Below are 23011 nucleotides of genomic sequence, written 5' to 3'. Positions count from 1 at the left end.
TCCACGCCACCGCCGCAGCGGCCTTCGCTAGCCCGGGCAGGGCAGCCGGGCAAGGTCAGCGGAGGGACTCGGCCAGGCGTTGGAGTTGGACGTCTGTGGCTCGGCCCACGACGATGATCGTGCGGTGGTCCGTCACCTGGACCAGTGCGCGCTCGCCCGGGCGGCCCTCGGAGTAGCGCTGCCAGGACAGGTTGTTGACGGTGATCGTCTCGCCCGGCTTGGCGGACGGGCCGATGACGTCGGCGACCAGGACCGATGTGGGTTTGGCGCTTTCCACCACCTGCATGGCGCCGTCGTCGGGAGCGGTCACGCCGAGCCGGAGGACACCGTCGGTGAACGTTGCCGAGGCGATCCGCCAGCCTGATGGCAGGTCCTCCGGCTTGAGCGCGGTGAACTGGTCGGCGCGCTGCACCGAGCCGTACACGTCTGTCGTGTTGACCGCGGGGGGCTCCTCGTGGCCCAGGAAGCGATAGAACACCACAAGGAGGAAGACCGGCACCAGCAGGACGATCATGGACAGGGCCATGTCCCGCGGGCGGCGGCCTCCGCGCTGGGACGGAGTCGGCGTGGTGGGCGAGGGTGCAGCGGTTTCCACCCTCCCATCCTGACCGATCGCCTCCGCTCCGCCACAACCACCCACCCGGAACGGAAGAGAGGGAGTGGACAAGAGACGAAGGGCGAAGAGAAGGTTGGGCAAAAGGGGTGGACGGATGGCCGAGGAAACGCCCGCAGGGAGCGGTAGAGCCGACCGCAACCGGGCCGCGGTACGAGAGATGCCACACACGTGCGGGCCGAACGAGCGTTCACCGGGTGTCCCTGGAACGATTACGGGCATTCAACACGCCCACGCAACGATGCGCGAGGAGTGCAACATGAGCCGTGAGATGGACCGGAACCTGGCCCTCGACCTGGTACGGGTCACCGAAGCGGCGGCGATGGCCGCCGGTCGGTGGGTCGGCCGCGGGGACAAGAACGGCGGCGACGGCGCGGCCGTCGACGCGATGCGCCTCCTGATCAACTCGGTGCCGATGCAGGGCGTCGTGGTGATCGGCGAAGGCGAGAAGGACAACGCCCCCATGCTGTACAACGGGGAGCGTGTCGGTGACGGCACCGGGCCGGAGGTCGACGTCGCGGTCGACCCGGTGGACGGCACCACGCTGATGAGCAAAGGTATGCCCAACGCCCTGGCGGTGCTGGCGGTGGCCGAACGCGGCGCCATGTTCGACCCCAGCGCCGTCTTCTACATGGAGAAGCTGGCCGTCGGGCCGGAGTGCGCCGACGTCATCGACATCGAGGCCGGCGTCGAAGAGAATCTCAAACGCATCGCCCAGGTCAAGCGGTCGAGCGTCTCCGAGCTGACCGTCTGCATCCTCGACCGGCCGCGCCACCAGGACCTGGTGCAGAAGGTGCGGCGCACCGGGGCGCGGATCCGGTTCATCTCCGACGGTGACATCGCCGGGGCGATCAGCGCCGCGCGGGAGGGCAGCGAGACCGACGTGCTGATGGGCATCGGCGGCACGCCCGAGGGCATCGTCGCCGCCGTCGCGCTGAAGTGCATGGGCGGGGCGATCCAGGCCAAGCTGTGGCCCCGCGACGACGCCGAGCGGGAGAAGGCGATCGCCGCCGGACACGACCTCGATCGCGTGCTGCACACCGACGATCTCGTCAAGGGTGACAACATGTTCTTCTGCGCGACCGGGGTGACCAGCGGCGACCTGCTGAAGGGCGTGCGCTACCGCTCGGGTGGCGCCTACACCCAGTCGATCGTCATGCGGTCCCGGTCGGGGACGATCCGGTGGATCGACTCCTTCCACCGGCTGGAGAAGCTGCGGGCCTACTCACTGGTGGACTTCGACGGCAACTTCACTGAGCCGTAGGACAGCTCGGATCGCCTCGTCGACCGCGCACCTCCAAAACCTGTCGAACAGCGCCGCGGCGCGCACGCCCGTGGGTACGTGCGCAGCCGCGGTGCCGGCATCCCGCCGATCGCCGCCACCCGGGTGAGCAGTTCCCGGCCGGCGACCCCGGCGCGGCTGGAGTGCCCAGTCGCGGACCGCGTGGCAGAAGGCCGGCCAGCGTTCGGCGGATCCGATGCCGCGGGTGTGCTCGCCCGCCGGAAGGCGTCAGTGGGCGGCTGCTCGCGGCATTCCAGACCTAGACGATCGGGATGCCGAAGCCGACCGTGGTGCCGACGCCCTCGGTGGATTCCAGCGCCATCCAGCCGCCGTGGGCCTCGACGATCGCCTTGCTGATCGCCAGGCCCAGGCCGCTGCCCTTGATGGCCCGCCTCTGCGCGTCGGCGGTGCGGAAGAAGCGGGTGAACAGCATGCTCTGCTCGTGCTCCGGGATGCCCACGCCGGTGTCGCGGACCCACACGACGATCTCACCGTCCCGCTCGCGGCCGGTGACGGTGATCGTGCCGCCCGGGTCGGAGAACTTCACCGCGTTGTCGAGGAGGTTCAGCACGACCCGCTCGAGCTGGTCACCGTCGCCCTGGACAACGGGAATGTGCTCATCGACGTCGAGGATCACGGCCAGACCGGCCGTCTCGACCGCCGGGCGGATCGCCTCGCCGGCCGCGTCGACGAGCTGCCGGATCCGCACCGGGCCGACGGTCAGCGTCAGCGTCCCCGACTCGATGCGGGAGAACGTCAACAGGTCCTCGATGAGGTCGAGCAGCCGGCGGCCGTTGCGGTCGATGATGCCGACGATCCTGCGCTCGGTGGCGCCGAGGGTGGTGCTGTCGGTGTCGGCGAGGATCTCGGTGTAGCCGCGGATGCTGGTCAGCGGGGTGCGCAGCTCGTGCGAGACGGTCGCCACGAACTCGCTCTTGAGCCGGTCGAGCTCCTGGAGGTCGCTGTTGGTCCGCGCGAGCTTCTCCGCCTGGCGCTGTAGCACGTCCTCGGTACGGCGGCGGTCGGTGACGTCGGCGACATGGTGCACCACGGACGTGGCGCCGTCGATGAGCGCGGCGGAGTACTGCCCCCATAGCCGCGACCCGTCGGGCCGGCAGAGCCGCAGCTCCTTGCTGACCTTGTCGGTCTCCCCGGCGACCAGGCGCTTCATCCGATCGGCGACGTGCGGGCGGTCCTCCTCGCAGATCGTGTCCAGCAGCAGGCCCTCGACCTGGAGGCCGGTCATCCGGGACAGCTCCTGGTTGACCTGTAGCACCCGGCCGGCCAGGTCGGTGACGGCCATGCCGACGGGGGCGTGGTCGAACGCGGCGCGGAACGTCTCCTCGGCCCGGCGCCGGTCGTGGGCCAGCCGCCGCTGGGACAGCGCGTGCCCGACCGCCGAGCCGAGCCGGCTCAGCCGGTCCTTGAGCAGATAGTCCACGGCGCCGTGGCGCAGGGCGTCGACGCATTCCTCCTCGCTCATCGCGCCACTCACCACGATGACCGGCACGTCGTACTCCCCTTCGCGGACCAGTCGCAGCGCCTCCAGAGCGTTGAACTGCGGCAGGGCGTAGTCGGCGAGGATCACGTCCGGCGGACCGTCGATCGACGTCAGCGCGGCCAGGAACCCGGCCCGCGAGTCCACACGCTCCCACGCTGGCGCGAAGCCGGCGCGCCGCAGCTCGAAGACGAGCATCTCGGCGTCGTCGGCGTTGTCCTCAACGAGCAGGACGCGGTTCACGGCGACACCACCTCGAGCGCGGGCAGGTAGGCGGGCAGGGTGAAGTAGAAGGTCGCGCCGTCGCCCGGGGTGGCGTCGGCCCAGATCTGCCCGCCGTGGCGCTGGACGATCCGGTGCGCCAGCGCGAGCCCGATGCCGGTGCCTTCGTAGTCCTCGGCGCGGTGCAGCCGCTGGAACACCTTGAAGAGCTTGTCGGCGTACCGCATGTCGAAACCGGCGCCGTTGTCACTAACGAAGTACGTCGCGTCGCCGCCGGCCGTGACCTTGTGCCCGACCTCGATCCGCGCGGACCGCACGTCCCGGGTGTACTTCACGGCGTTGCCCAGCAGGTTGGCCACCACGTGCCGCAGCAGGCGCGGGTCGCCGAGCGCGTCCGGCAGCTCGCCGACGGCCAGGACGACGTCCCGGGTGCCGCGCTCGAACGCGAGCTCGTCCCAGACGTCGGCGACCAGGTCGGCGAGCCGTACCCGCTGGTTCGTGAGCTCCTGCCGCTGGAGCTGGGAGAAGGCGAGCAGCCCGTCGATCAGCTCGCCCATCCGTTGCGCGCCGGCGCGGATCCGGCCGAGGTACCGCCGGCCCTGCTCGTCGAGCGCGTCACCGTGCTCCAGCGCGAGCATCTTGGCGAACCCGTCGATCGCCCGCAGCGGTGCCCTCAGGTCGTGCGACACACTGTACGAGAACGACTCCAGGTCGGCGGTGCGCTCCTCGACCCGCTGCTCCAGATCCGCGTTCAGCCGCTCGATGACCAGCTCGGCCGCCTTGCGGTTGGACACGTCCTGACTCACGTTGACGAACCCGCGGACCGAGCCGTCCGGGTTCCGCACCGCGGTGATCAGGCCATATGTCCAGAAGACGCTGCGATCCTTACGCACCCGCGGCCCGTCGATCTCGACCCGCCCCCGCCGCGCGGCCTCGGCCAGCAGCCGCTGCGGCAGCCCCTCGGCGACGTCCTCGGCGGTGAAGAAGCGGGTGTACGACCCGCCGACGACCTCTTCGCCGCGGTACCCCATGAGCCGCTCGGCGTTCACCGACCAGGTCACCACGGCGCCGTGCGGATCGAGCAGGTAGATGGCGTAGTCCCGCGCGCCGTCGAGCAGCACCCGCAGCAATTCCTCCGACGCCCGGAGCTGCTCGGCCGCCGCGTTGCTGGCGGTCACGTCGCGCAGCACGGCCACCGCACCGGCCGGTTCGCCGTCCTGCACGAGGGAGCGCAGCCGCACGTCGATGCGCCGGCCCCGGATCACGCACTCGACCTGCGACTCGTGGCCGGCGTTGAGGAGGTTTCGCAGCCGGTACCGCGTGGCGGTGTCCGCCTCGCGGATGTCGAGCAGCTCGGGCCACTGCGGCGCGGGGTGCCCGACGGCTTCGGGCCCGAGGATCGCCCGGGCGGTCGGGTTGAGCCACAGCACCTTGCCGTGCCGGTCGATCACCAGCACGCCGTCGCCGATGGTGTCCATCACCGCGGCGCGCAGCATCGCCTGCTGGCGGGCGACGGCGCCGGCGACCCGCAGTTCGGCGGTCGCCCCGGCCACCCGATCCTCGGCCCGCCGCCGCGAGGTGGCAAGCGTGTAGACCAGCAGCGCCGTGACGAGGGTCAGGACCAGCCCGGCGAGGAACATGCCTTCGTCGAGGTACCCCTCGCTGCCGACCAGGGCGTCGCCGCCGGCCACCACGTCGAGCTGCCACCGCTGGTCGGCGATCTGCACGGCGACGGACCTCCGGAGATCGTCCCCTCCGGCGGTCCCGTCGATCCGGGCGACCGGGCGGAGCCCGCTGCCGTCGAACACGCCGAGGGTCATCGCGCGCAGCTCGCCCGACGGCTCAGGCATGGTGCCGGCGAAGAAGGCCGGCAGGTGGACGGTCATCGCGACGAAGCCGCGCAGTGCGCCGCCGGAGCGGTCGAGCACCCGCTGGAGCATGACCATCGGCCGCTCCTCGCCGCTCTCGGCGAACGGTTGGGAGGCCGCCGGCAGGCCGACCCGTTCCGCCCGCTCCACGGCCTCCGTCACTTGGCTCGACGCGGCGAGGTCGGTTCCCGGCGGGACCGCGCCGGCCGCGGTGGCGTCGATCGTCCGCCGCAGCACCGGGAAGTAGTGGCGCCCGTGGCCCTGTGCCGGGGTCAGCGTCAGCCCCGGCACTCCCCTCCCCCGCCAGTCGGCCTGGGCCGCGGCGACACCGGCGTCGGGCACCGCCGCCACGAAGTCGACGGACGTCGCACCGGGCAGCCACAGCCGCCCGACCGGGGCGGTGGCGACGGTGAACCCGTCGGCGTCGACCTCCGGCAGGGCTTCCAGGGCGCCGGCGGTCAGTCGCAGCGCGTCGACATACCGCTGGCCGGCCGCCACGACGGCGTCCTGGGCGGCGGTGACACGGCGGTCGAGCACCTGCCCCGCGTGTTCCTGCTCGACCCGGTGCGTGAGCAGCCCCGCCCCGCCGGAGGCCAGCAGGCCGAGGAGCACCACACCGGTGACCTGGAGACGGACGCCCACCACGCCTACCAGATCGGCGGTGCGGCGCGAGGGTTGAGAAGTTGCGGCGGCGGCTCGGCGGGTGCTCAGCCGTTGTCGGAGGAGTGGCCCGGGAACAGGTGGGCGGACGGGTCGATGATCACCGCTGCGTTGTTCACCGCCGTCGCCGCCTCGCCGAACCCGACGGCGATCAGCCGGACCTTCCCCGGGTATTCGCTGATGTCCCCGGCGGCGAACACCCGTGGCTGGTTGGTGGCCATCGACGAGTCGACCTTGATGTGGCGCTTGTCGAGGTCGAGCCCCCAGTCGGCGAGCGGGCCGAGGTCGGCGGTGAAGCCGAGCGCGGCCACGATCGAGTCGGCGGGCAGCGTGCGGGGCTCCTGCCCCTTGACGGTGACCTCGACCGCGGAGCACCGGCCGTCGCCAACGATCCTGGTGACCTCGGCGTTGACCACCACCTCGATCGGCAGGGCCCGCACCTTGGCGACCGTGGAGGCGTGGGCACGGAACTTGTCGCGGCGGTGGACCAGGGTCACCGACTTGGCGATCGGCTGGAGCGCGAGCGCCCAGTCGAACGCCGAGTCGCCCCCGCCGACGATCACCACGTCGTGCCCGGCCAGGTCGGCGAGGTGCGGCACGAAGAAGACCAGCCCCTCGCCGGCGAAGTGGGTGGCGGCCGGCAGCGGGCGGGCGGTGAAGCTGCCCAGGCCGCCGGTGACGAGCACGGCGCCGCAGTGCAGCACCTGGCCGTCGGACAGGGTGAGCACCGGCCGCTCGTCTACATAGGACAGCTTGTCGGCCCGCACGCCGAGCAGGTAGTCGGGGTTGAACTGCGCCGCCTGCTCGACGAGGTTGGCGACGAGGTCCCGGCCCCGGATACCCGGGAAGCCGGCGACGTCGAAGATCATCTTCTCCGGATACATCGCGGTGACCTGGCCGCCCGGCTCGGGCAGCGCGTCGATCACCGCCGTGGACAGGCCGCGAAAGCCCGCGTAGTAGGCGGCGAACAGTCCCGCCGGGCCCGCACCGACGATGGCGAGGTCAACGTCCCGCATGCCGGTGACGGTACGGCGCCGCCACCGCACCCGACAACCACTTCTTCTCAGGAGTCGAGGGCCGGCGGGTCGGCGTGCTCGACCGGCCTGGGCCGCCGGCGGCGGAACACCACGGCCGCCAGCAGGCCGCCGATGAACCCGCACAGGTGCCCCTGCCAGCTAACGCCCTCCTCGCCGGGGAGCACCCCGAAGAGCTGCCAGCCGTAGAGCAGCCCGATGAGCAGGCCCACGGCGATGTGCCACCGGCTGCGCTCGACCACGCCCCGCATGAGGATCACACCGAGGTACCCGAAGATCACGCCGCTCGCGCCGACGACCACGGTGCCGTCGTCACCGATGAACCAGACCCCCACGCCGGCGAAGAGGGCGATGAACACCGTCGTCAGCAGGAAGCGCATGGCCCCGGCCGCGAGCACGAACGTGCCCAGCAGGATGAGCGGAATGCTGTTGGCCAGCACGTGGGCGAAGCCGGCGTGCAGGAACGGCGAGAAGACGATGCCGTCGAGACCGTCGAGCCGGTGGGGCTTGATGCCGCCGTCCCGGTCGAGCCGGTTGCCGGTCAGGCGGTCGAGGAACTCGATCAGGAACAGCAAGGGGACGAACGCGCACATGGCGACGAATGCGCGGCCGATCGAGGCGTAGAACGCCTCGGTGCCGAAACGCATCGGGTCGGACTGCCGGGTGGCGTCGAGGGTCACGCCACTGTGGTAACAGGTCCGCGCCGACCCCGCCAGTCGGACCGGGCATGTGCCCGAAATGCCGAGTGCCCGGCCTCCGCGGGGAGACCGGGCACTCGGTGGAGTCGGAAAGGCGCTAGTACCAGCCGTTTTGCTGACTGTGCGACCAGGCGGCGCAAGGCGTCTTGTATCGGCCCTTGATGTATCCGAGGCCCCAGCGGATCTGGGTCTCCGGGTTGGTCTTCCAGTCGGCGCCGGCGGAGGCCATCTTGCTGCCGGGGAGAGCCTGCGGGATGCCGTAGGCGCCGCTGCCCCGGTTCAGCGCCGTGTGGTTCCAGCCGCTCTCCTTCTGCCAGAGCTTCTCGAGACACGGCATCTGATCGAGACCGAAGCCGGTGCCCACCAGGACGGCGCACCCGGTCTTCTTGTTCCCCGTGTAGACGTCGCACGAGGACGGGACCGGATACTTCGGCGCGGAGTTGGTCGGATTGGTGGTGCGGGTCTTGTTCCGGCTCGCCTCTTCCTCCGCCTTGCGGCGCGCCTCGTCCTCGGCGGCCTTCGCCTGGCCGGCGGCGGCGGATGCGGCGTCCTGAGCCTTGGTCTGCGCCTCGGCCTGTGCGCTGCTGGGCGCGGCGGACAGCGAGGGCGAAGCCTGTGGGAGCGCGGCGGCGTCGGCGGCATGCACCGGATCGGCCGACGTCTCGTGCTGCGCCTGTCGGCCGGCGATCACGAGGCCTGCCACCACTGCCGCAAGGAGCACGGAGAGCGCGGCGACTGCCCGGAAGGTGCCGACCCGGTGCCACAGCCGGATCACGAAGATATCCATTCGTCGGGGACAAGGGCACGGCGCGGGGCCGGGACGGGTCGGCGAGCCTGACTGAAGAAGCCCCGCCCGCCCCGGCCGCTAACGCACCGTGAGCGCCTGATGCCGACTTGCCTGGCGTCACGCGCTCGGCTCCCACCATCGCCCAGATCGATCTGGGGTGAGAACCCAAACGCCACGTTCTGTGATGTTAATCACGTGACAATTTGGACACTTTCCTTCAACTCCGGCGGTGATCACCGCCCGAACGGCAGGTCTTCCAGCAGATCCGTGACGACTTCGGCGATCGGCGAGCGCTCCGAACGGGTGAGTGTGACGTGCGCGAAGAGGGGATGGCCCTTCAGCGCCTCGATCACCGCGGCCACACCGTCGTGCCGGCCCACCCGGAGGTTGTCACGCTGTGCTACGTCATGTGTCAGCACCACCCGTGAGTTCATCCCGATCCGGGAGAGCACGGTGAGCAGGACGCCCCGTTCGAGTGACTGCGCCTCGTCGACGATGACGAATGCGTCGTGCAGGCTCCGGCCGCGGATGTGGGTCAGCGGCAGCACCTCGAGCATGCCGCGGGCCGCGACCTCCTCCATGACGTTGTCGTGCACCAGCGCCCCGAGCGTGTCGAAGACGGCCTGGGCCCAGGGCGACATCTTCTCGGCCTCACTGCCGGGCAGGTAGCCCAGGTCCTGACCACCGACCGCGTACAGCGGGCGGAAGACGACCACCTTCTTGTGCTTGCGCCGCTCCATGACCTGCTCCAGGCCGGCGCAGAGGGCCAGAGCCGACTTGCCGGTGCCGGCACGGCCGCCGAGCGAGACGATGCCGACCGACTCGTCCAGGAGCAGGTCGAGCGCGATCCGTTGCTCGGCCGAGCGGCCGCGGACACCGAAGGCCTCACGGTCGCCGCGGACCAGCCGCACCGACTTGTCGGTGCCGACCCGCCCCAGCGCCGAACCGTTGGGCGAGGTGAGCACGAGGCCGGTGTGCACCGGCAGGTCGCCGACGCCGTCGATCTCGACCGCCTCACCGGCGTAGAGACGCTTGACGTCGGTCTCGCTGACCCCCAGTTCGACCATGCCGCTCCAACTGGGGTCGGAGGCCGGCCCCGGCTGGTACTCGTCGGCCGCCAGGCCGACCGAGCCGGCCTTGACCCGCAGCGGCATGTCCTTGGTGACCAGCAGGACGTCCTTACCCTCGGCGGCCAGCGCGAGGGCCACCGCGAGGATCCGCGCGTCGTCGGTGTCCGCCCGGAAGCCGGCCGGGAGCACGTGCTGGTCGGCGTGGTTGAGCTCGACCCGCAGGGTGCCGCCCGCGTCGGTCAGCGGCAGCGGCGCGTCGAGACGGCCGTGCTTGGCCCGCAGCTCGTCGAGGAAGCGCAGGGAGCGCCGAGCGAAGTAACCCAGTTCGGGATGGTGCCGCTTGCCCTCCAGCTCGGAGATGACGACCAGCGGCAGGACCACGTCGTGCTCCCCGAAACGCAGGAAGGCGCCCGGATCGGCCAGCAGGACCGAGGTGTCCAGCACGAAGGTGCGCCGGCCGGGCGCCTCGACGGACTCGGTCTCGGCCCGCTTCCGCGTGCGCCGGACGGCCTTGACCGGCTGCTCGGCGACTGCTGCTGCGGTCGCCTTCGCGGCACGGCCGCGGGGAGTGGGAGTGGAAGCGGAGGGACTACGGCGAACGGTCACGGGATCTCCGGGGACGGGCACCTCACCGCCCGCACTCGCGTCCTCCGACGCCCGCACGGGGTCGGGTGCTTGGCCCCGTGGCTTCACATGGTCGCTCGGTCCGGGCCTCGGATGGCCGGGAAAACCCCTGCCACAGCACAGACGCTAACGGGTACCGAACGAATCCACTAGATCGAGTCGAGTTTTCCCAGCGAACCCCCGCCTTGTGAGGTACGTGAAGCTACCCGCACGTAGGGAGAAATCGCCAGTACGCTGTGAAGGCATGGGCGCCCTCGACAGCGATGCGATCTTGAAAGCCACCGCGGAGCGGGCCGGCCGCTGCGCCTTCTTCTTCGACTTTGACGGCACGCTCGCCCCGATTCAGGACGACCCGGAATCGGTCTACCCGGCCCCCGGGATCTCGGACACATTGGCGCAGGTCAGCCAGCGCCTGGGCAAGGTCGTCATCGTCTCCGCGCGGCCGGCCGAGTTTCTCCGGCAGCGCTTCAGCGACCTGCCCGACGTGGCGGTGTTCGGCCTCTACGGCCTCGAGGTCCAGCGGGCCGGCGGCCCGGTCGAGACCGACCCCAGCGCCGCGCCGTTCGTGCGGGTCATGCGCGACCTTGCGGCCCGCGCGCGGGCCGAGCTGCCGGCCGGGACGCTGGTGGAGTACAAGCGCATCTCGGTGGCCGTCCACTACCGCACCGCACCGCAACTGGGCCCCGAGGTGGAGCAGTGGGCCAAGGAGCGGGCCAACGAGCTGGGGCTGCGCCTGCAGAGCGGCCGGATGGTGCTGGAGCTCAAGCCGCCGGGCCAGCGCGACAAGGGCAGCGTGCTGCGCGAGGAGACCGAGGGGCTGACCTGCGCCTGGTATTTCGGCGACGATGTGGCCGACCTGCGCGCGTTCGCCGCCCTGGACGCACGCGCGGAGGCGGATCCGGACTTCCTGGCCGTGCGTGTCGCGGTCGCCAACGCCGAGAGCGGCCAGGCCCTGATCGAGGCCGCCGACCTGCACGTCGACGGCCCGGAGGACGTCCCGGCGCTGCTGGGGCGGCTGCTGGCTCAGACGCCGTAGCGGCGCTGGCGGTTGGCGTAGGAGCGCAGGGCGCGCAGGAAGTCGGTGCGGCGGAAGCTCGGCCAGTGGACGTCGCAGAAGTAGAACTCCGAGTGTGCGCTCTGCCACAGCAGGAAGCCGGAGAGCCGTTGCTCACCGCTGGTGCGGATGACGAGGTCGGGGTCCGGCAGGCCACGCGTGTAGAGATGGTCGGAGATGTGGTCGACGTCGAGGATCTCGGCGAGCTCCTCGATCGTCGTGCCGGCCTTCGCGTGCTCGTGCAGCAGCGACCGGACCGCGTCGGCGATCTCCCGCCGCCCGCCGTAGCCGACCGCCAGGCTGACCTGCGCGCCGCCGGTGCGGTCGACGGTCTTCTCCTGGGCGGCCTTGAGCGCGTGGGCGCTCGCGCTCGGCAGCAGGTCGAGCGCGCCCACGATGCGTAGCTGCCAGGGGTTGCGCTCGTCGGCCAGCTCCGCCGCGAGGTTTTCGATGATCTGCAGGAGGGGGTCGAGCTCCTGCGCCGACCGGGACAGATTGTCCGTCGACAGCAGCCACAGCGTCACGTGCTTGACGCCGGCGAGGTCGCACCAGCGCAGCAGCTCCTTGATCCGCTCGGCGCCGACACGATGGCCGTCGTTGGGATCGACGTAGCCCATCTCCCGCGCCCAACGGCGATTGCCGTCGACGATGACCCCGACGTGACCCGGCTGGGGTTTGCCGTGCAACTTTCGGGCGAGACGCTTCTCGTACAGCGAGTAAACCAGGTCACGCAGGCCCACGGCACAGAAGACTAGCGACCTACCGGGCAAAACAACACCGTCAGCCGGGACCGGACAGTGCGGATTCTGTGAAGGGACGGCGGCCGGCCCGCTGCCGGACCGGCCGCCGTCCTGCCATCAGACCAGGCCGAGGCGGGCCTTGAGCGCGTCGAGCTCGGCCCAGAGCACGCCCGGCAGCTTGTCGCCGAACTTCTCGAACCACTCGACCACCTGCGGCACCTCGGCGCGCCACTCGTCGACGTCGACCCGCAGCACGGCGGCGAGATCATCAGCGGAGAGGTCCAGGCCGGTCACGTCGAGTGACTCCGGCGTCGGCACCTGGCCGATCGGAGTCTCGACGGCGCCCGCGGTGCCCTCGATGCGCTCGACGACCCATTTCAGCACCCGGGAGTTCTCCCCGAAGCCCGGCCAGAGGAACCGCCCGTCCTCGCCGCGGCGGAACCAGTTGACGTAGAAGATCCGCGGCAGCTTCGACGGGTCCCCGTCGACGCCCTTGCCCATCTCGATCCAGTGCCGGAAGTAGTCGCCGCCGTGGTACCCGATGAACGGCAGCATCGCCATCGGGTCGCGGCGCACGACGCCGACCTGCCCGACGGCGGCGGCGGTCGTCTCGCTGGACAGCGTCGCGCCGAGGTACACGCCGTGCACCCAGTCGCGGGCCTCGGCGACCAGCGGGATGGTCGTCTTGCGCCGGCCGCCGAACAGGATGGCGTCGATCGGCACACCCTTGGGGTCCGAGTATTCGTCGGCGAGGATCGGGCACTGCTCGATCGGCGTGCAGAACCGCGAGTTGGGGTGCGACGACGGCTGGTCGGACGCCGGCGTCCAGTCCTGGCCCTTCCAGCCGGTGAGGTGCGCGGGCGGCTCACCCATGCCCTCCCACCAGATGTCGCCGTCGTCGGTGAGCGCCACGTTGGTGAAGAGGGAGTTGCCCTGCGCGAGCGTCCGCATCGCGTTGGGGTTGGTCTTCCAGTCGGTGCCCGGCGCGACGCCGAACAGCCCGAACTCCGGGTTGACCGCGTAGAGCCGGCCGTCCTCGCCGAAACGCATCCAGGCGATGTCGTCACCGAGCGTCTCGACCTTCCAGCCCGGGATCGTCGGCTCCAGCATGGCGAGGTTGGTCTTGCCGCAGGCGCTCGGGAACGCCGCCGCGATGTACTTCACCACCCCGGCCGGCGAGGTGAGTTTGAGGATGAGCATGTGCTCGGCGAGCCAGCCCTCGTCGCGCCCCATCACACTGGCGATGCGCAGCGAGTAGCACTTCTTGCCCAGCAGCGAGTTGCCGCCGTAGCCGGAGCCGTAGCTCCAGATCTCCCGCGTCTCCGGGAAATGGGAGATGTACTTCGTGTCGCTGCACGGCCACGCGACGTCCTGCTGGCCGGGCTCGAGCGGCGCGCCGACCGAGTGCAGGCAGGGCACGAACGGGGCGTCGACGCCCATCCGCTCCAGCACGGCGGTGCCCATGCGGGTCATGATCCGCATGGACGCCACCACGTAGGGCGAGTCGGTGACCTCGACGCCGAACATCGGCTGCTCGGCCGTGAGCGGCCCCATGCAGAACGGGACGACGTACATCGTCCGGCCCCGCATGCAGCCGTCGTAGAGCTCGGTCATCCGGCGCTTCATCTCGTCGGGCGCCATCCAGTTGTTCGTGGGCCCGGCGTCCGCCTCGTCGACGGAGCAGATGAACGTGCGCTCCTCGACGCGGGCGACGTCGGACGGATCGGTGCGAGCCCAGAACGAGTTCGGCCGCTTCGCCTCGTCGAGGCGCACCAGCGCACCGGTCTCGACCAGCTCGTCGGTGATCCGCCGCCATTCGTCCTGGGAGCCGTCGCACCACACCACCCGTTCGGGTCTGGTGAGCTCGGCGACCTCGCGGATCCAGGCGAGCAGCCGGGGATGTGCCGTCGGCGCCTGATCGAGGCCGGGGATCGTGGCTGGTGCGGACATGACGAACTCCTCGTGGTCGACAGTGACCCAGCAGTCCCGGGGGTATGCCGGAACGCGGCACGCGAAGGGCCGGCGTGCCGTGGAAACGCCCAACTGATTTGCCTCAGACTAGACCGGCAGCCCGGCCGGGGCATCGCGAGAGCTTGTGAAAAGGTGCACAAGTCAACGATAATCTCGTGCCGATTCGCAGATTTTCGCGCGAACTTTTCGCCGAACGCGCATCATCGCGCAAACCGTGCGGTCTGCGGCGCACAGGCCCACCGGGGTGCGTGGTGCCGTACCCTCTGCGAGGTGACGGAGTTGCAGTCGAGGACATCCGACCCGGAAACACGTCCGGGCGGGCTGCGCGGTCTCTACGCCCGGTTCGGGCACCTGATGCACGAGCTCGGGAAGTTCGGCACGGTCGGCATCGTCGCGTTCGGTGTCGACGTCACGATTTTCAACGTGCTGCTCTACGGCGGCGTCAACAACCTCCTCGCCGCGACCGTCTCGATGGTCGTGGCCGCGACCGTCGCGTTCGTCGGCAACCGGTTCTGGACCTGGCGGGACCGCGAGCGGACCAACCTCCGCCGCGAATACTCGCTGTACTTCCTCTTCAACGTCGGCGGCCTGGTCATCGCGCTGGTCTGCCTGTGGTTCAGCCACTACGTGCTCGGCACGGTGTGGCCCTTCTTCCAGACCAAACTGGCGGACAACATCGCCAAGAACGTCGTCGGCATGGCGCTCGGGACAGCGTTCCGATTCTGGTCGTACCGCCAGATCGTGTTCCGCAAGACGCCGGCGGAGTCGTAAACTCGACGTTGGCTGGGTGTCCGGTAACAGGCTGGTTGCAAAGGGGACAAGGTCCGGGTGACCTGCCACGCACTCCGCTGTGTATGGAACGCGATGCTTGGCCACCTACCGTAAGGTTGCACGGTGCGCCTTGCCAGCAATCTTCGCGACCGGTTCGTTCCTGAACGTTACCGGTCGCTCGTCACCGAGCTGTTCAGGTTCGCCGCCGTCGGCGGGGTCAACACCGTCATCGACTACGCCGTGCTCAACCTGCTGCTGTCGATCGGCCCGCTGAAGGCGAAGATCGTCGCCGCGGTCGTGGCCACGACGGTCTCCTACGTGCTGAACCGTCAGTGGACGTTCCAGTCCCGCGACCGCAGCACCATCCGCCGCGAATACACCCTGTTCTTCGCCCTCAACGGCGTCGGCCTGGTCATCCAGGGCGCCGTCCTGGCCGTCGCGAAGTACGGGCTGCACTTCAGCGAGCACAACAGCGACGACCGGCTGGCGTTCAACATCGCCAACGCGGTGGGCATCGCGTTGGCGATGGTGTTCCGCTTCTGGGCATATCGCACGTTCGTCTTCAAGCAGACGCCGGCCACCGCCGAGCAGGAGCTGGAGGCCGAGGTCGAGGCCCTGGAGGTCGCCTTCACGGACCTCTCCGTCGCCCCGGCGCCGCGCCAGTCCGAGGACCTCCACCTGGAGACCCCGGCCGGCCACCGCCGCTAACCCGAACCACGCCCCCGAACCACGCCCCCAAACCCGCGTCGATCTTGCAGTTGTGGTGCCGGGACACTCCCTGAATGCCCGGTTTGTCGGGCACCACAACTGCAAGATCGACGCGGGTGGGGCGCGGCGCGCTAGTCGTTCTTGATCTCCCGCACCAAGGCGTCGCGGTCGTCGTCTCCGAAGGTGTGCTTCTGGCGGTCGGCGTCCACCAGTTCGTACAGCGCGCTCTGGGTCTTCTCGACCTGGGGCAGGTCGGTGAGCTGGACCTGGCCGCGCTCGCCGGCCGACTCGATCGTCAGCGTGCCGCAGCCCAGCATCCGCTCGAAGAGCGTGTGCGAGAACGACACGTCGTTGACGCGGCCCAGCGGGATGTCACGGCCGCTGCGCGAGAACACGCCGCTGCGCATGATCACCCGCTCGTTCGTGAACACATAGTGCGTGGTCCGCCACCTGATCCACGGCCACACGGTCACCACCAGCACCACCGCCAGCGCGATGCCGCCCACGACGAGCAACGGGATCATGCCCCAGCCGGTGAAGACCACCGCCGCGATGACCGCGGCGAGGGCGAGCACAAACCAGACCACCGGCAGGAACAGCGCTTTCCAGTGGGGGTGCAGGTGCAGCACCACCTGCTCGTCCTTGGTGAGGACGCTTTCCGGGAACCCCACGCCAACCTCCTCGTTCATGAATGTCGAGGTGAGGCTAGACCCTTCGGTGTCCCCGGCGGCACCTCCTACCCGGCCGTGTTGCCGGGCGTGTCCGGACGGACGTGGACCACGTCACCGGCGGCCACCGCCCGCACCGCCCCCGACCGGTCGGCGACCTGTAGTCTCCCGTCGTCGTCGATGCCGGTGGCCGTGCCGACGAGCGTTTCGTCGCCGGGCATCTGGACCTGCACACGGCGGCCGATCGTCCCGCAGTGGAAGAGGTAGGCCTCGTGCAGTCCCGAGGCGGACGGATCACCGTCGGCCGCGCGCCACGGTCCGTACCACTCCTCGAAAGACCGCAGGAAGGCTCGCAACAGCGGGTCGCGGTCGGCGCTGGCGGCCCCCGCGAGCGCCAGCGACGTGGCGTCGGGGCGCGGCAACTCGTGCTCGCGCAGCGTGGTGTTGAGACCGACGCCGACGACGATCGCGCCGTCGCCGACGGCCTCGGCCAGGATGCCGGCGGTCTTGCGGTCACCCTGGAGGAGGAGGTCGTTGGGCCACTTCAGGTAGGCGTCCAGCCGCGCGACCCGGCGGACCGCCTCGGCGAGGGCCACTCCGGTGAGCAGCGGCAGCCAGCCCAGCCTCGTCGGCGCGACCGTCGGGCGCAGCAGCAGGCTCAGCGCCAGGCCGGCACGCGGCGGCGACTGCCACTGCCGGCCCAGCCGGCCCCGGCCCGCGATCTGCCGCTCGGCGACGACCACCAGCCCCTCGGCGGCGCCGTCGTGCGCGGCCGAGGCCACGTCGGCATTGGTGGATCCGGTCTCCTCGACCACCCGCAGATCGGTCCAGAGCCCGCCCGGAACGACCAATGCGCGCCGCAACGCGGCCGGGCGCAGCGGAGGGCGCTCCAGGTCGGTGTAAATCTTCACAGCTCGACCCTAAGGCCCCGCGATTACCATGCCCAGAGTGACCATTGAGCAGGTTGGTGTCGACGCTGGAGCCGGGACCGACATCCACACGACCGCAGGAAAGCTCGCGGATCTCGGGCGGCGCACCGACGAGGCGGTCCACGCGGGATCGGCGCGGGCCGTCGAGAAGCAGCACGCCCGGGGCAAGAAGACCGCCCGGGAGCGGATCGAGATGCTGCTCGACCCGGGGTCGTTCGTCGAGCTCGACGAGCTGGCCCGGCACCGATCCACCAACTTCGGCCTGGAGGTGACCCGGCCCTACGGCGACGGGGTGGTCACCGGCTACGGCACCGTCGACGGCCGCCAGATCTGCGTGTTCGCCCAGGACTTCACAGTCTTCGGCGGCAGCCTCGGCGAGGTGTTCGGCGAGAAGATCGTCAAGGTCATGGACCTCGCGATGAAGATCGGCTGCCCGATCGTCGGGATCAACGACTCGGGTGGCGCGCGCATCCAGGAGGGCGTCGTCTCCCTGGGGCTGTACGGCGAGATCTTCTTCCGCAACGTGCGTGCCTCGGGCGTCATCCCGCAGATCTCGCTGATCATGGGGCCGTGCGCGGGCGGGGCGGTCTACTCCCCCGCGGTCACCGACTTCACGGTCATGGTCGACCAGACCTCACACATGTTCATCACCGGCCCCGACGTGATCAAGACGGTGACCGGCGAGGACGTCGAGTTCGAGGAGCTGGGCGGGGCGCGGACGCACAACACCAAGTCCGGCAACGCGCACTACCTGGCCTCCGACGAGGACGACGCGATCGAATACGTCAAGGCGCTGCTGTCGTACCTGCCGTCGAACAACCTCGACGACGTGCCCGTCGTGCCCACGCCCGCGACGCTCGAGGTGGATCAGGACGACCTGGCGCTCGACTCGGTGATCCCGGACTCGGCGAACCAGCCGTATGACATCCACACCGTCATCGAGGCGGTCGTCGAGGACTTCCTGGAGGTCCAGCCGCTCTTCGCGCAGAACATCGTCGTGGGCTTCGGCCGCGTCGAGGGCCACCCGGTCGGCGTCGTGGCCAACCAGCCGATGCACTTCGCCGGCTGCCTCGACATCAACGCGTCGGAGAAGGCGGCGCGCTTCGTGCGGACCTGCGACGCGTTCAACATCCCGATCCTGACGTTCGTCGACGTCCCGGGCTTCCTGCCCGGCGCGAGCCAGGAGTGGGACGGCATCATCCGGCGCGGCGCGAAGCTGATCTACGCGTATGCCGAGGCGACGGTACCGAAGGTGACCGTCATCACCCGGAAGGCGTACGGCGGCGCGTACGACGTCATGGGCTCCAAGCACCTCGGCGCGGACCTCAACTTCGCGTGGCCGACCGCGCAGATCGCGGTCATGGGCGCGCAGGGTGCGGTGAACATCCTCTACCGGCAGGAGTTGCGCGAGGCGCAGGACCCGGCCGCGCTGCGTGCCGAGCTGATCCAGGAGTACGAGGACACGCTCGCCAACCCGTACGTCGCGGCGGAGCGCGGTTACATCGACGGGGTCATCCCGCCGTCGACGACCCGCGTCGAGGTCGTGCGGGCGCTGCGGCTGCTGCGGACCAAGCGGGAGACGCTGCCGCCGAAGAAGCACGGCAACATCCCGCTGTAGCTTGGAGGTCCGTCAGGAGGGCGGCTTCGGCCGGAACGACACGCGGATGACGCCGTACGTCGTGGTCACCGGCTGGCTGGCCCAGAGCTCCTCGGGGACCTCCCAGTAGAGGGCGTGGCCCAGGTTCGGCCGGATGCGACAACCCAGGTTCGACACGTGCATCCGGCCGCCCCGCGAGCTGTCATACGTCCACTGCCAGTCGGCGCAGTCCCCGATGAACTGGGCCGGCTCGATCTTGACCCGCTGATAGTTGGCATACATCCGGCCGCGCACCCGCTGGGCCTCCTGCGCGGTCCAGTCGGCGACCGGGTCGGCCGACGGCTTGTCGGTGGTGTCGATGCCCATCCGCATCCGCTGGTCGGTGTTGCTCACGAAGTAGATCATCGATCTCGACGACTCGTGCGGCGTGCGGATCCAGCCGTCGGGCACCGCGACGGTCCAGCCCCAGGTCGGATCGGTCTCGTAGTGGTAGCCGGCCGGCAACCGCGTCACCTCGTTGCCGGCCGAGCCCTCCACCTGCGGCGACCGGCTCGGGGCCGGGCTTCGGGACGCGTCTTCGCCGGGCGTGGCCGGCGTGGTGGTCGCCTCGATGGCCGACGGCAGGCCGGTCGGCCGGTTGCCCGTCTCCTCGTCACCGGAGCCGGTGATGAGGAGGACGGCCGCGACCACGACGGCGGCCACCGCGACGGCGGCCGCGAGCACCGTCCAGCGCCGCCGGCGCTCGGCACCGGTCGCCGGCGGCTCCTCGTCGAGGTTCGTCTCGACCGGCGGCGGCGCGCTGCTCCCAGCGCGGCCCGGGAGGTCGATGCGCGGCTCGACGGGCTCGGTTACCGGCTCGGCTACCGGCTCGGTTTCGGGCTCGGTTTCGGGCTCGGTTTCGGGCTCGATCGCGTGGGAACGCTCCGACCCGGCGGCCGGGGGCGCGCTGACCGGGGCGACCGGGACCGCGGTGACGGCGTCGCCGCCGGCCACCGGATGGACCGAGCCGCCAGAGCCGCGCGAGGGGCTGCGCAGGCCCGTCGACTGCCCCTCCTTGGATCGCCGCGGGCGCGGCAGCGCCGGCAGCGTCCACGGCCGGCCCCGGTGCGCGCCGGAGGCCGCGCGCAGGAGCAACCGCTCGATCTCGGCCGTCCCGGCGCGGGAGCGCGGATCCTTGCGCAGCAACGCGGTGAGCACCGGCTTGAGCGCGCCGGCCCGCGTGGACGGGTCGGGCTCCTCGGTCGCCAGAGCGGTCAGCGTGGCGTAGGTGGTGGAGCGGGCATACGGCGAGCGGCCCTCGACGGCGGCGTAGAGCGTGGCGCCGAGGGACCACAGGTCGGACGCCGGGTCGGAGACGCCCTCGCGGGCGCGCTCCGGGGAGATGTACTGCGGGGAGCCCAGAATCAGCCCGGGCCGCGTGACGGCGCCGTCACCGCCCTCGAACACGGCCAGGCCGAAGTCGGTCAGGACGACCCGGCCGGTGTCGGCGAGCAGGACGTTGCCCGGCTTGACGTCGCGGTGGAGCACCCCGGCGGCGTGCGCGGCGCGCAGCGCGCTGAGCACCGCGAGGCCGATCTGCGCGACCCGCTCCGGCGGCAGCGGGCCGTCGTCGGTGATCACCTGGTGCAGCGAGCGGGACGGCACGTACTCCATGACGATCCACGGTGCCTGCTCGGTCTGGATCACGTCGTAGATCCGCACGACGTTGGGGTCGTTGAGCCGGGCCGCCGCCCGGGCCTCGCGCAGTGTGCGCAACCGCAACTCGTTGCGCTCCTCGGCGGTCAGCCCGTGGGGCGGGATGACCTCCTTGATCGCCACGTCGCGGCGCAGCATCTCGTCGCGGGCGAGCCAGACCCGGCCCATACCGCCCGCGCCGAGCAACTCGATCAATCGATACCGCTCGGCTATCAAGGACTCGGGTTGGGTCACCACTAGCAAGTTACCCAACCCGGGCTCGTGTGAGACAGTCCGGTTCCGGCAGCGATCACTCGTCCCGGTAACCGCGCGATCGAAGCACCATGATCAAGAGGATGACCAGGCCGATTCCCACCAGACCGGCACCGATCAGCGCAATCGGGAGCACCCGGAACGTGTCGAGCACCCTCTGCCGCGCGGGCGCCTCCGCGGCGGTCTCGAACGTGACTGTGACAACCACCGTGTACAGCTCCACGTCGCCGCCGATGTCGATCGTGCCGGGAATCGCCAACGGAGCGTTGCCCGGCACCGGGTCCAGTACGGCGGTCACCGACACCGTGGCCTCCTTCACCGCCGACGCGACCGGTCGCTCGATCGTGCACTTCGTCGGGTGCAGGAAACCCAGCGGCGCCGGCAGCGCGGCCTCCCCGTTGTCGCCGTCGCTCAGAACGGCGCGGCCGGTCGAGCCGTCGGCGCAGTTGACGTCGAGAACCACGGCACCCGCGCGCCCGTCGACGCTGCCCGCGAAGCGCAGTGTCACCCGCAACTGCCGCGCCGACTCGAACGTGTAGGTGGCGGTGCACTTCGCGGCGGGCTCACCGGTGGAGAGCGGCACGACGTCGGCGCCGACGTCGGGCATGTCCTGCGACCGGCCGGGATCGCAGGCGAACGAGCTGAGCTGCCAGCGGCCGTCCACTGTGGAGACCGGCGGGACCGGGGTGACGAGGTACTCGCCGAACGGCAGTGCCTGCGGCACGTCGCCCTGCGCGATCGCCGCGACACCGGTCCCGGTGGTCGTCGCGACGCCGGACCAGCCGGGCGCGCCCTGCTTGAGCGGCGTCACGGCGAACGAGGCCGCGCCGGTGCCGCCGACGGTCACACTGCGCAGCTCCAGGCCGCCGAGCTTGCGGCTCACGCGGAGCGTGCAGTCGGTCGGCGTGCCGGTGGTGACGACCACGGTCACCGTCATGCCTTCGGGTTTGAGCTCGGTCTCACCGCAGCCGACGCCGGTCAGGCTCCACACCGCGGCCTCGCCGGGCGGCGGGGTCACGGTTACCGGATAGGCGCCCGGCAGCAGCGTCGCGAGGTCCGCACCCGTTGCCACCGTCGCCGAGCCGTCGCCGGTCAGCGCCGCGGTCAACTGCCGGGTGCCGCCCTCACCGGCCACCGCGAGGCCGAACGCGCCGCCCGGATTGTCGCCGAAGAGCCGCAGTGTGAGCCCGGGCGGCGCGGCAGGAGGCGTGTAGGTGAACGTGCACGTCACGATCTCGCCCGGGGCGAGCGTGACGGTGGCCGTGGCGGTGGGTAGGTCGGTGGTGGTGAGGCTGCGCCCGGCGCCGCTCTTGCCGCAGCCGAGGCCGGTGAGCGTCCAGCCGGGTGGGGTGCGCGAGACGACCGTGGCGGGCTGTCCGCCGGAGCTGCGCACGAAGGTGGCATCGGTGGTGGTGTCGACGGAGATCCGCTTGTCGGCGGTATAGCTGGGGCTCGCGTCGAAGGCGAACCGCTGCGGGTAGCCGGGGGCCTCGGCGGTGCGGGCCCGCACGACGAGCGTGCCGGGTGCCGCGGCGGTCTTGACGTAGTAGGCGTAGCAGAAGACGTGCCGGACGCCGCTGGGGAAGCCGAGCCACTGGACGTTTCCGCCGGTGTGGCCGTCGGTGGCGCAGCGCAACGCGCCGAAGCCGTATCCGGGCAGCGCCGCGGAGAGCAGCGGGTCGCCGGGGGTGCCGCCCTGGACCCACAACTGCCGCCGCGCCGCGGCTCGCGCCTGGTCGTCGGTCAGTTGCAGGGTCACCGCGCCGTCGACCATCGTGTCGGTCCGCTGGCCGTTGCCGTCGAGCAGCGGCACACCGGCGGCCGTGGCGCCGGAGTCGACGGCGGCGGTGGTGACCGTCGACAGCGGGCCCTTCTTCTCGTGGCCGGCACCGAGCGAGAAGTGCCAGCCGTTCAGCGGCGCGCAGCCGGCGCTGTTGGCGGCCTCGACCGCCGGGTCGACGGCCTGGCCGTCGCGGTAGGTGTTGTCGCGGCCGGGCGCCGACGGCGACTCCATGCGGTCGTCGCGGACGCGGTTGCCCATCACATTGGCGAAGCTGTCGCAGGACCGCGCGACGAACGTCACAAGATAGTGCAGCGACGCGGAGATCGACGCGGGCGACTCGCCTTCCCGGGCACTCGACGGCACAGCGGGCAGCAGTACGACGAACAGCGCCGCGACGAACAACGTCGATGCAGCGCGAATCCGGACGTTTGTCAATGCGCCCCCCAATTCGCCATCGACTCCCGTTCCACCCGAGTATGCGCCGCTC

Annotated in this window: 18 protein-coding genes; 5 read left to right on the top strand and 13 right to left on the bottom strand. The window is 70.7% G+C overall.

The window, feature by feature from the left end; all coding sequences use genetic code 11:
• Positions 1-55: 55 nt before the first annotated feature.
• Entirely contained in the window at positions 56-595 is a 540-nt protein-coding gene (locus Drose_RS04845; RefSeq protein ID WP_260726964.1) for a DUF4245 domain-containing protein, read from the bottom strand.
• A gap of 277 nt (positions 596-872) precedes the next feature.
• Between Drose_RS04845 and glpX the strand changes: the two genes are divergently transcribed.
• Positions 873-1877: a class II fructose-bisphosphatase gene (gene glpX / locus Drose_RS04840; protein WP_260726963.1), complete on the top strand. Its 1005-nt coding sequence runs from the start codon at positions 873-875 to the stop codon at positions 1875-1877.
• A gap of 277 nt (positions 1878-2154) precedes the next feature.
• On the opposite strand, the gene Drose_RS04835 is transcribed toward glpX, so the two are convergent.
• The 6 genes from Drose_RS04835 to Drose_RS04810 form a co-directional block, all read right to left on the bottom strand.
• Entirely contained in the window at positions 2155-3636 is a 1482-nt protein-coding gene (locus Drose_RS04835; protein ID WP_260726962.1) for a sensor histidine kinase, read from the bottom strand.
• Positions 3633-6125, bottom strand: a complete 2493-nt coding sequence (locus Drose_RS04830; RefSeq protein ID WP_260726961.1) for an ATP-binding protein — start codon at positions 6123-6125, stop codon at positions 3633-3635. Before Drose_RS04830 ends, Drose_RS04835 begins: the two co-directional genes overlap by 4 nt.
• A gap of 65 nt (positions 6126-6190) precedes the next feature.
• Positions 6191-7159 (bottom strand): NAD(P)/FAD-dependent oxidoreductase, encoded by a 969-nt coding sequence (locus tag Drose_RS04825; protein ID WP_260726960.1) that lies wholly within the window; start codon positions 7157-7159, stop codon positions 6191-6193.
• Between the two features lie 47 nt (positions 7160-7206).
• Positions 7207-7824 (bottom strand): rhomboid family intramembrane serine protease, encoded by a 618-nt coding sequence (locus Drose_RS04820; RefSeq protein WP_260729611.1) that lies wholly within the window; start codon positions 7822-7824, stop codon positions 7207-7209.
• 148 nt (positions 7825-7972) lie between these two features.
• The gene (locus Drose_RS04815; protein WP_260726959.1) at positions 7973-8650 is read right to left on the bottom strand and encodes a lytic transglycosylase domain-containing protein; all 678 of its coding nucleotides are present in this window, start codon (positions 8648-8650) and stop codon (positions 7973-7975) included.
• Between the two features lie 245 nt (positions 8651-8895).
• The gene (locus tag Drose_RS04810; RefSeq protein WP_260726958.1) at positions 8896-10338 is read right to left on the bottom strand and encodes a PhoH family protein; all 1443 of its coding nucleotides are present in this window, start codon (positions 10336-10338) and stop codon (positions 8896-8898) included.
• Positions 10339-10600: 262 nt separating this feature from the next.
• Between Drose_RS04810 and otsB the strand changes: the two genes are divergently transcribed.
• Positions 10601-11392: a trehalose-phosphatase gene (gene otsB / locus Drose_RS04805; protein WP_260726957.1), complete on the top strand. Its 792-nt coding sequence runs from the start codon at positions 10601-10603 to the stop codon at positions 11390-11392.
• On the opposite strand, the gene Drose_RS04800 is transcribed toward otsB, so the two are convergent.
• On the bottom strand, positions 11380-12150 hold the full coding sequence (locus tag Drose_RS04800) for an isoprenyl transferase (protein WP_260726956.1): 771 nt from the start codon (positions 12148-12150) through the stop codon (positions 11380-11382). The genes otsB and Drose_RS04800 overlap by 13 nt on opposite strands.
• A gap of 117 nt (positions 12151-12267) precedes the next feature.
• The gene (locus Drose_RS04795; RefSeq protein ID WP_260726955.1) at positions 12268-14100 is read right to left on the bottom strand and encodes a phosphoenolpyruvate carboxykinase (GTP); all 1833 of its coding nucleotides are present in this window, start codon (positions 14098-14100) and stop codon (positions 12268-12270) included.
• 291 nt (positions 14101-14391) lie between these two features.
• Here Drose_RS04795 and Drose_RS04790 point away from each other — a divergent pair, with 291 nt between their 5' ends.
• Positions 14392-14892: a GtrA family protein gene (locus Drose_RS04790; protein WP_260726954.1), complete on the top strand. Its 501-nt coding sequence runs from the start codon at positions 14392-14394 to the stop codon at positions 14890-14892.
• Between the two features lie 123 nt (positions 14893-15015).
• Entirely contained in the window at positions 15016-15600 is a 585-nt protein-coding gene (locus Drose_RS04785) for a GtrA family protein (RefSeq protein ID WP_260726953.1), read from the top strand.
• A 131-nt stretch (positions 15601-15731) separates the two neighbouring features.
• Here Drose_RS04785 and Drose_RS04780 read toward each other — a convergent pair whose 3' ends face one another.
• Both Drose_RS04780 and Drose_RS04775 read right to left on the bottom strand, forming a co-directional pair.
• The gene (locus tag Drose_RS04780) at positions 15732-16289 is read right to left on the bottom strand and encodes a PH domain-containing protein (protein ID WP_260726952.1); all 558 of its coding nucleotides are present in this window, start codon (positions 16287-16289) and stop codon (positions 15732-15734) included.
• A 47-nt stretch (positions 16290-16336) separates the two neighbouring features.
• Positions 16337-17179 (bottom strand): biotin--[acetyl-CoA-carboxylase] ligase, encoded by an 843-nt coding sequence (locus tag Drose_RS04775; protein WP_260726951.1) that lies wholly within the window; start codon positions 17177-17179, stop codon positions 16337-16339.
• Between the two features lie 43 nt (positions 17180-17222).
• On the opposite strand from Drose_RS04775, the gene Drose_RS04770 reads away from it, so the two are divergent.
• Positions 17223-18815 (top strand): acyl-CoA carboxylase subunit beta, encoded by a 1593-nt coding sequence (locus tag Drose_RS04770; protein ID WP_260729610.1) that lies wholly within the window; start codon positions 17223-17225, stop codon positions 18813-18815.
• A gap of 12 nt (positions 18816-18827) precedes the next feature.
• Here the strand turns inward: Drose_RS04770 and Drose_RS04765 are convergent, their stop codons facing one another.
• Both Drose_RS04765 and Drose_RS04760 read right to left on the bottom strand, forming a co-directional pair.
• Complete coding sequence (locus tag Drose_RS04765) at positions 18828-20723, bottom strand: serine/threonine-protein kinase (RefSeq protein ID WP_260726950.1); 1896 nt, start codon at positions 20721-20723, stop codon at positions 18828-18830.
• A gap of 55 nt (positions 20724-20778) precedes the next feature.
• The gene (locus Drose_RS04760) at positions 20779-22959 is read right to left on the bottom strand and encodes a prealbumin-like fold domain-containing protein (protein WP_260726949.1); all 2181 of its coding nucleotides are present in this window, start codon (positions 22957-22959) and stop codon (positions 20779-20781) included.
• Positions 22960-23011 lie beyond the last annotated feature (52 nt).

It is taken from the genome of Dactylosporangium roseum, from assembly GCF_025264685.1.
In the GTDB taxonomy this organism is placed as follows: domain Bacteria; phylum Actinomycetota; class Actinomycetes; order Mycobacteriales; family Micromonosporaceae; genus Dactylosporangium; species Dactylosporangium roseum.
Note: the sequence above shows the minus strand (reverse complement) of the source record. Positions and strands in the feature narration are given on the sequence as shown.

Bases quoted from the DNA above. Each gene is read 5' to 3' on its own strand.
- glpX (WP_260726963.1), top strand. From the start codon at position 873: ATGAGCCGTGAGATGGACCGGAACCTGGCCCTCGACCTGGTACGGGTC.
- Drose_RS04825 (WP_260726960.1), bottom strand. From the start codon at position 7,159: ATGCGGGACGTTGACCTCGCCATCGTCGGTGCGGGCCCGGCGGGACTG.
- Drose_RS04820 (WP_260729611.1), bottom strand. From the start codon at position 7,824: ATGCGTTTCGGCACCGAGGCGTTCTACGCCTCGATCGGCCGCGCATTC.
- otsB (WP_260726957.1), top strand. From the start codon at position 10,601: ATGGGCGCCCTCGACAGCGATGCGATCTTGAAAGCCACCGCGGAGCGG.
- Drose_RS04795 (WP_260726955.1), bottom strand. From the start codon at position 14,100: ATGTCCGCACCAGCCACGATCCCCGGCCTCGATCAGGCGCCGACGGCA.
- Drose_RS04780 (WP_260726952.1), bottom strand. From the start codon at position 16,289: ATGAACGAGGAGGTTGGCGTGGGGTTCCCGGAAAGCGTCCTCACCAAG.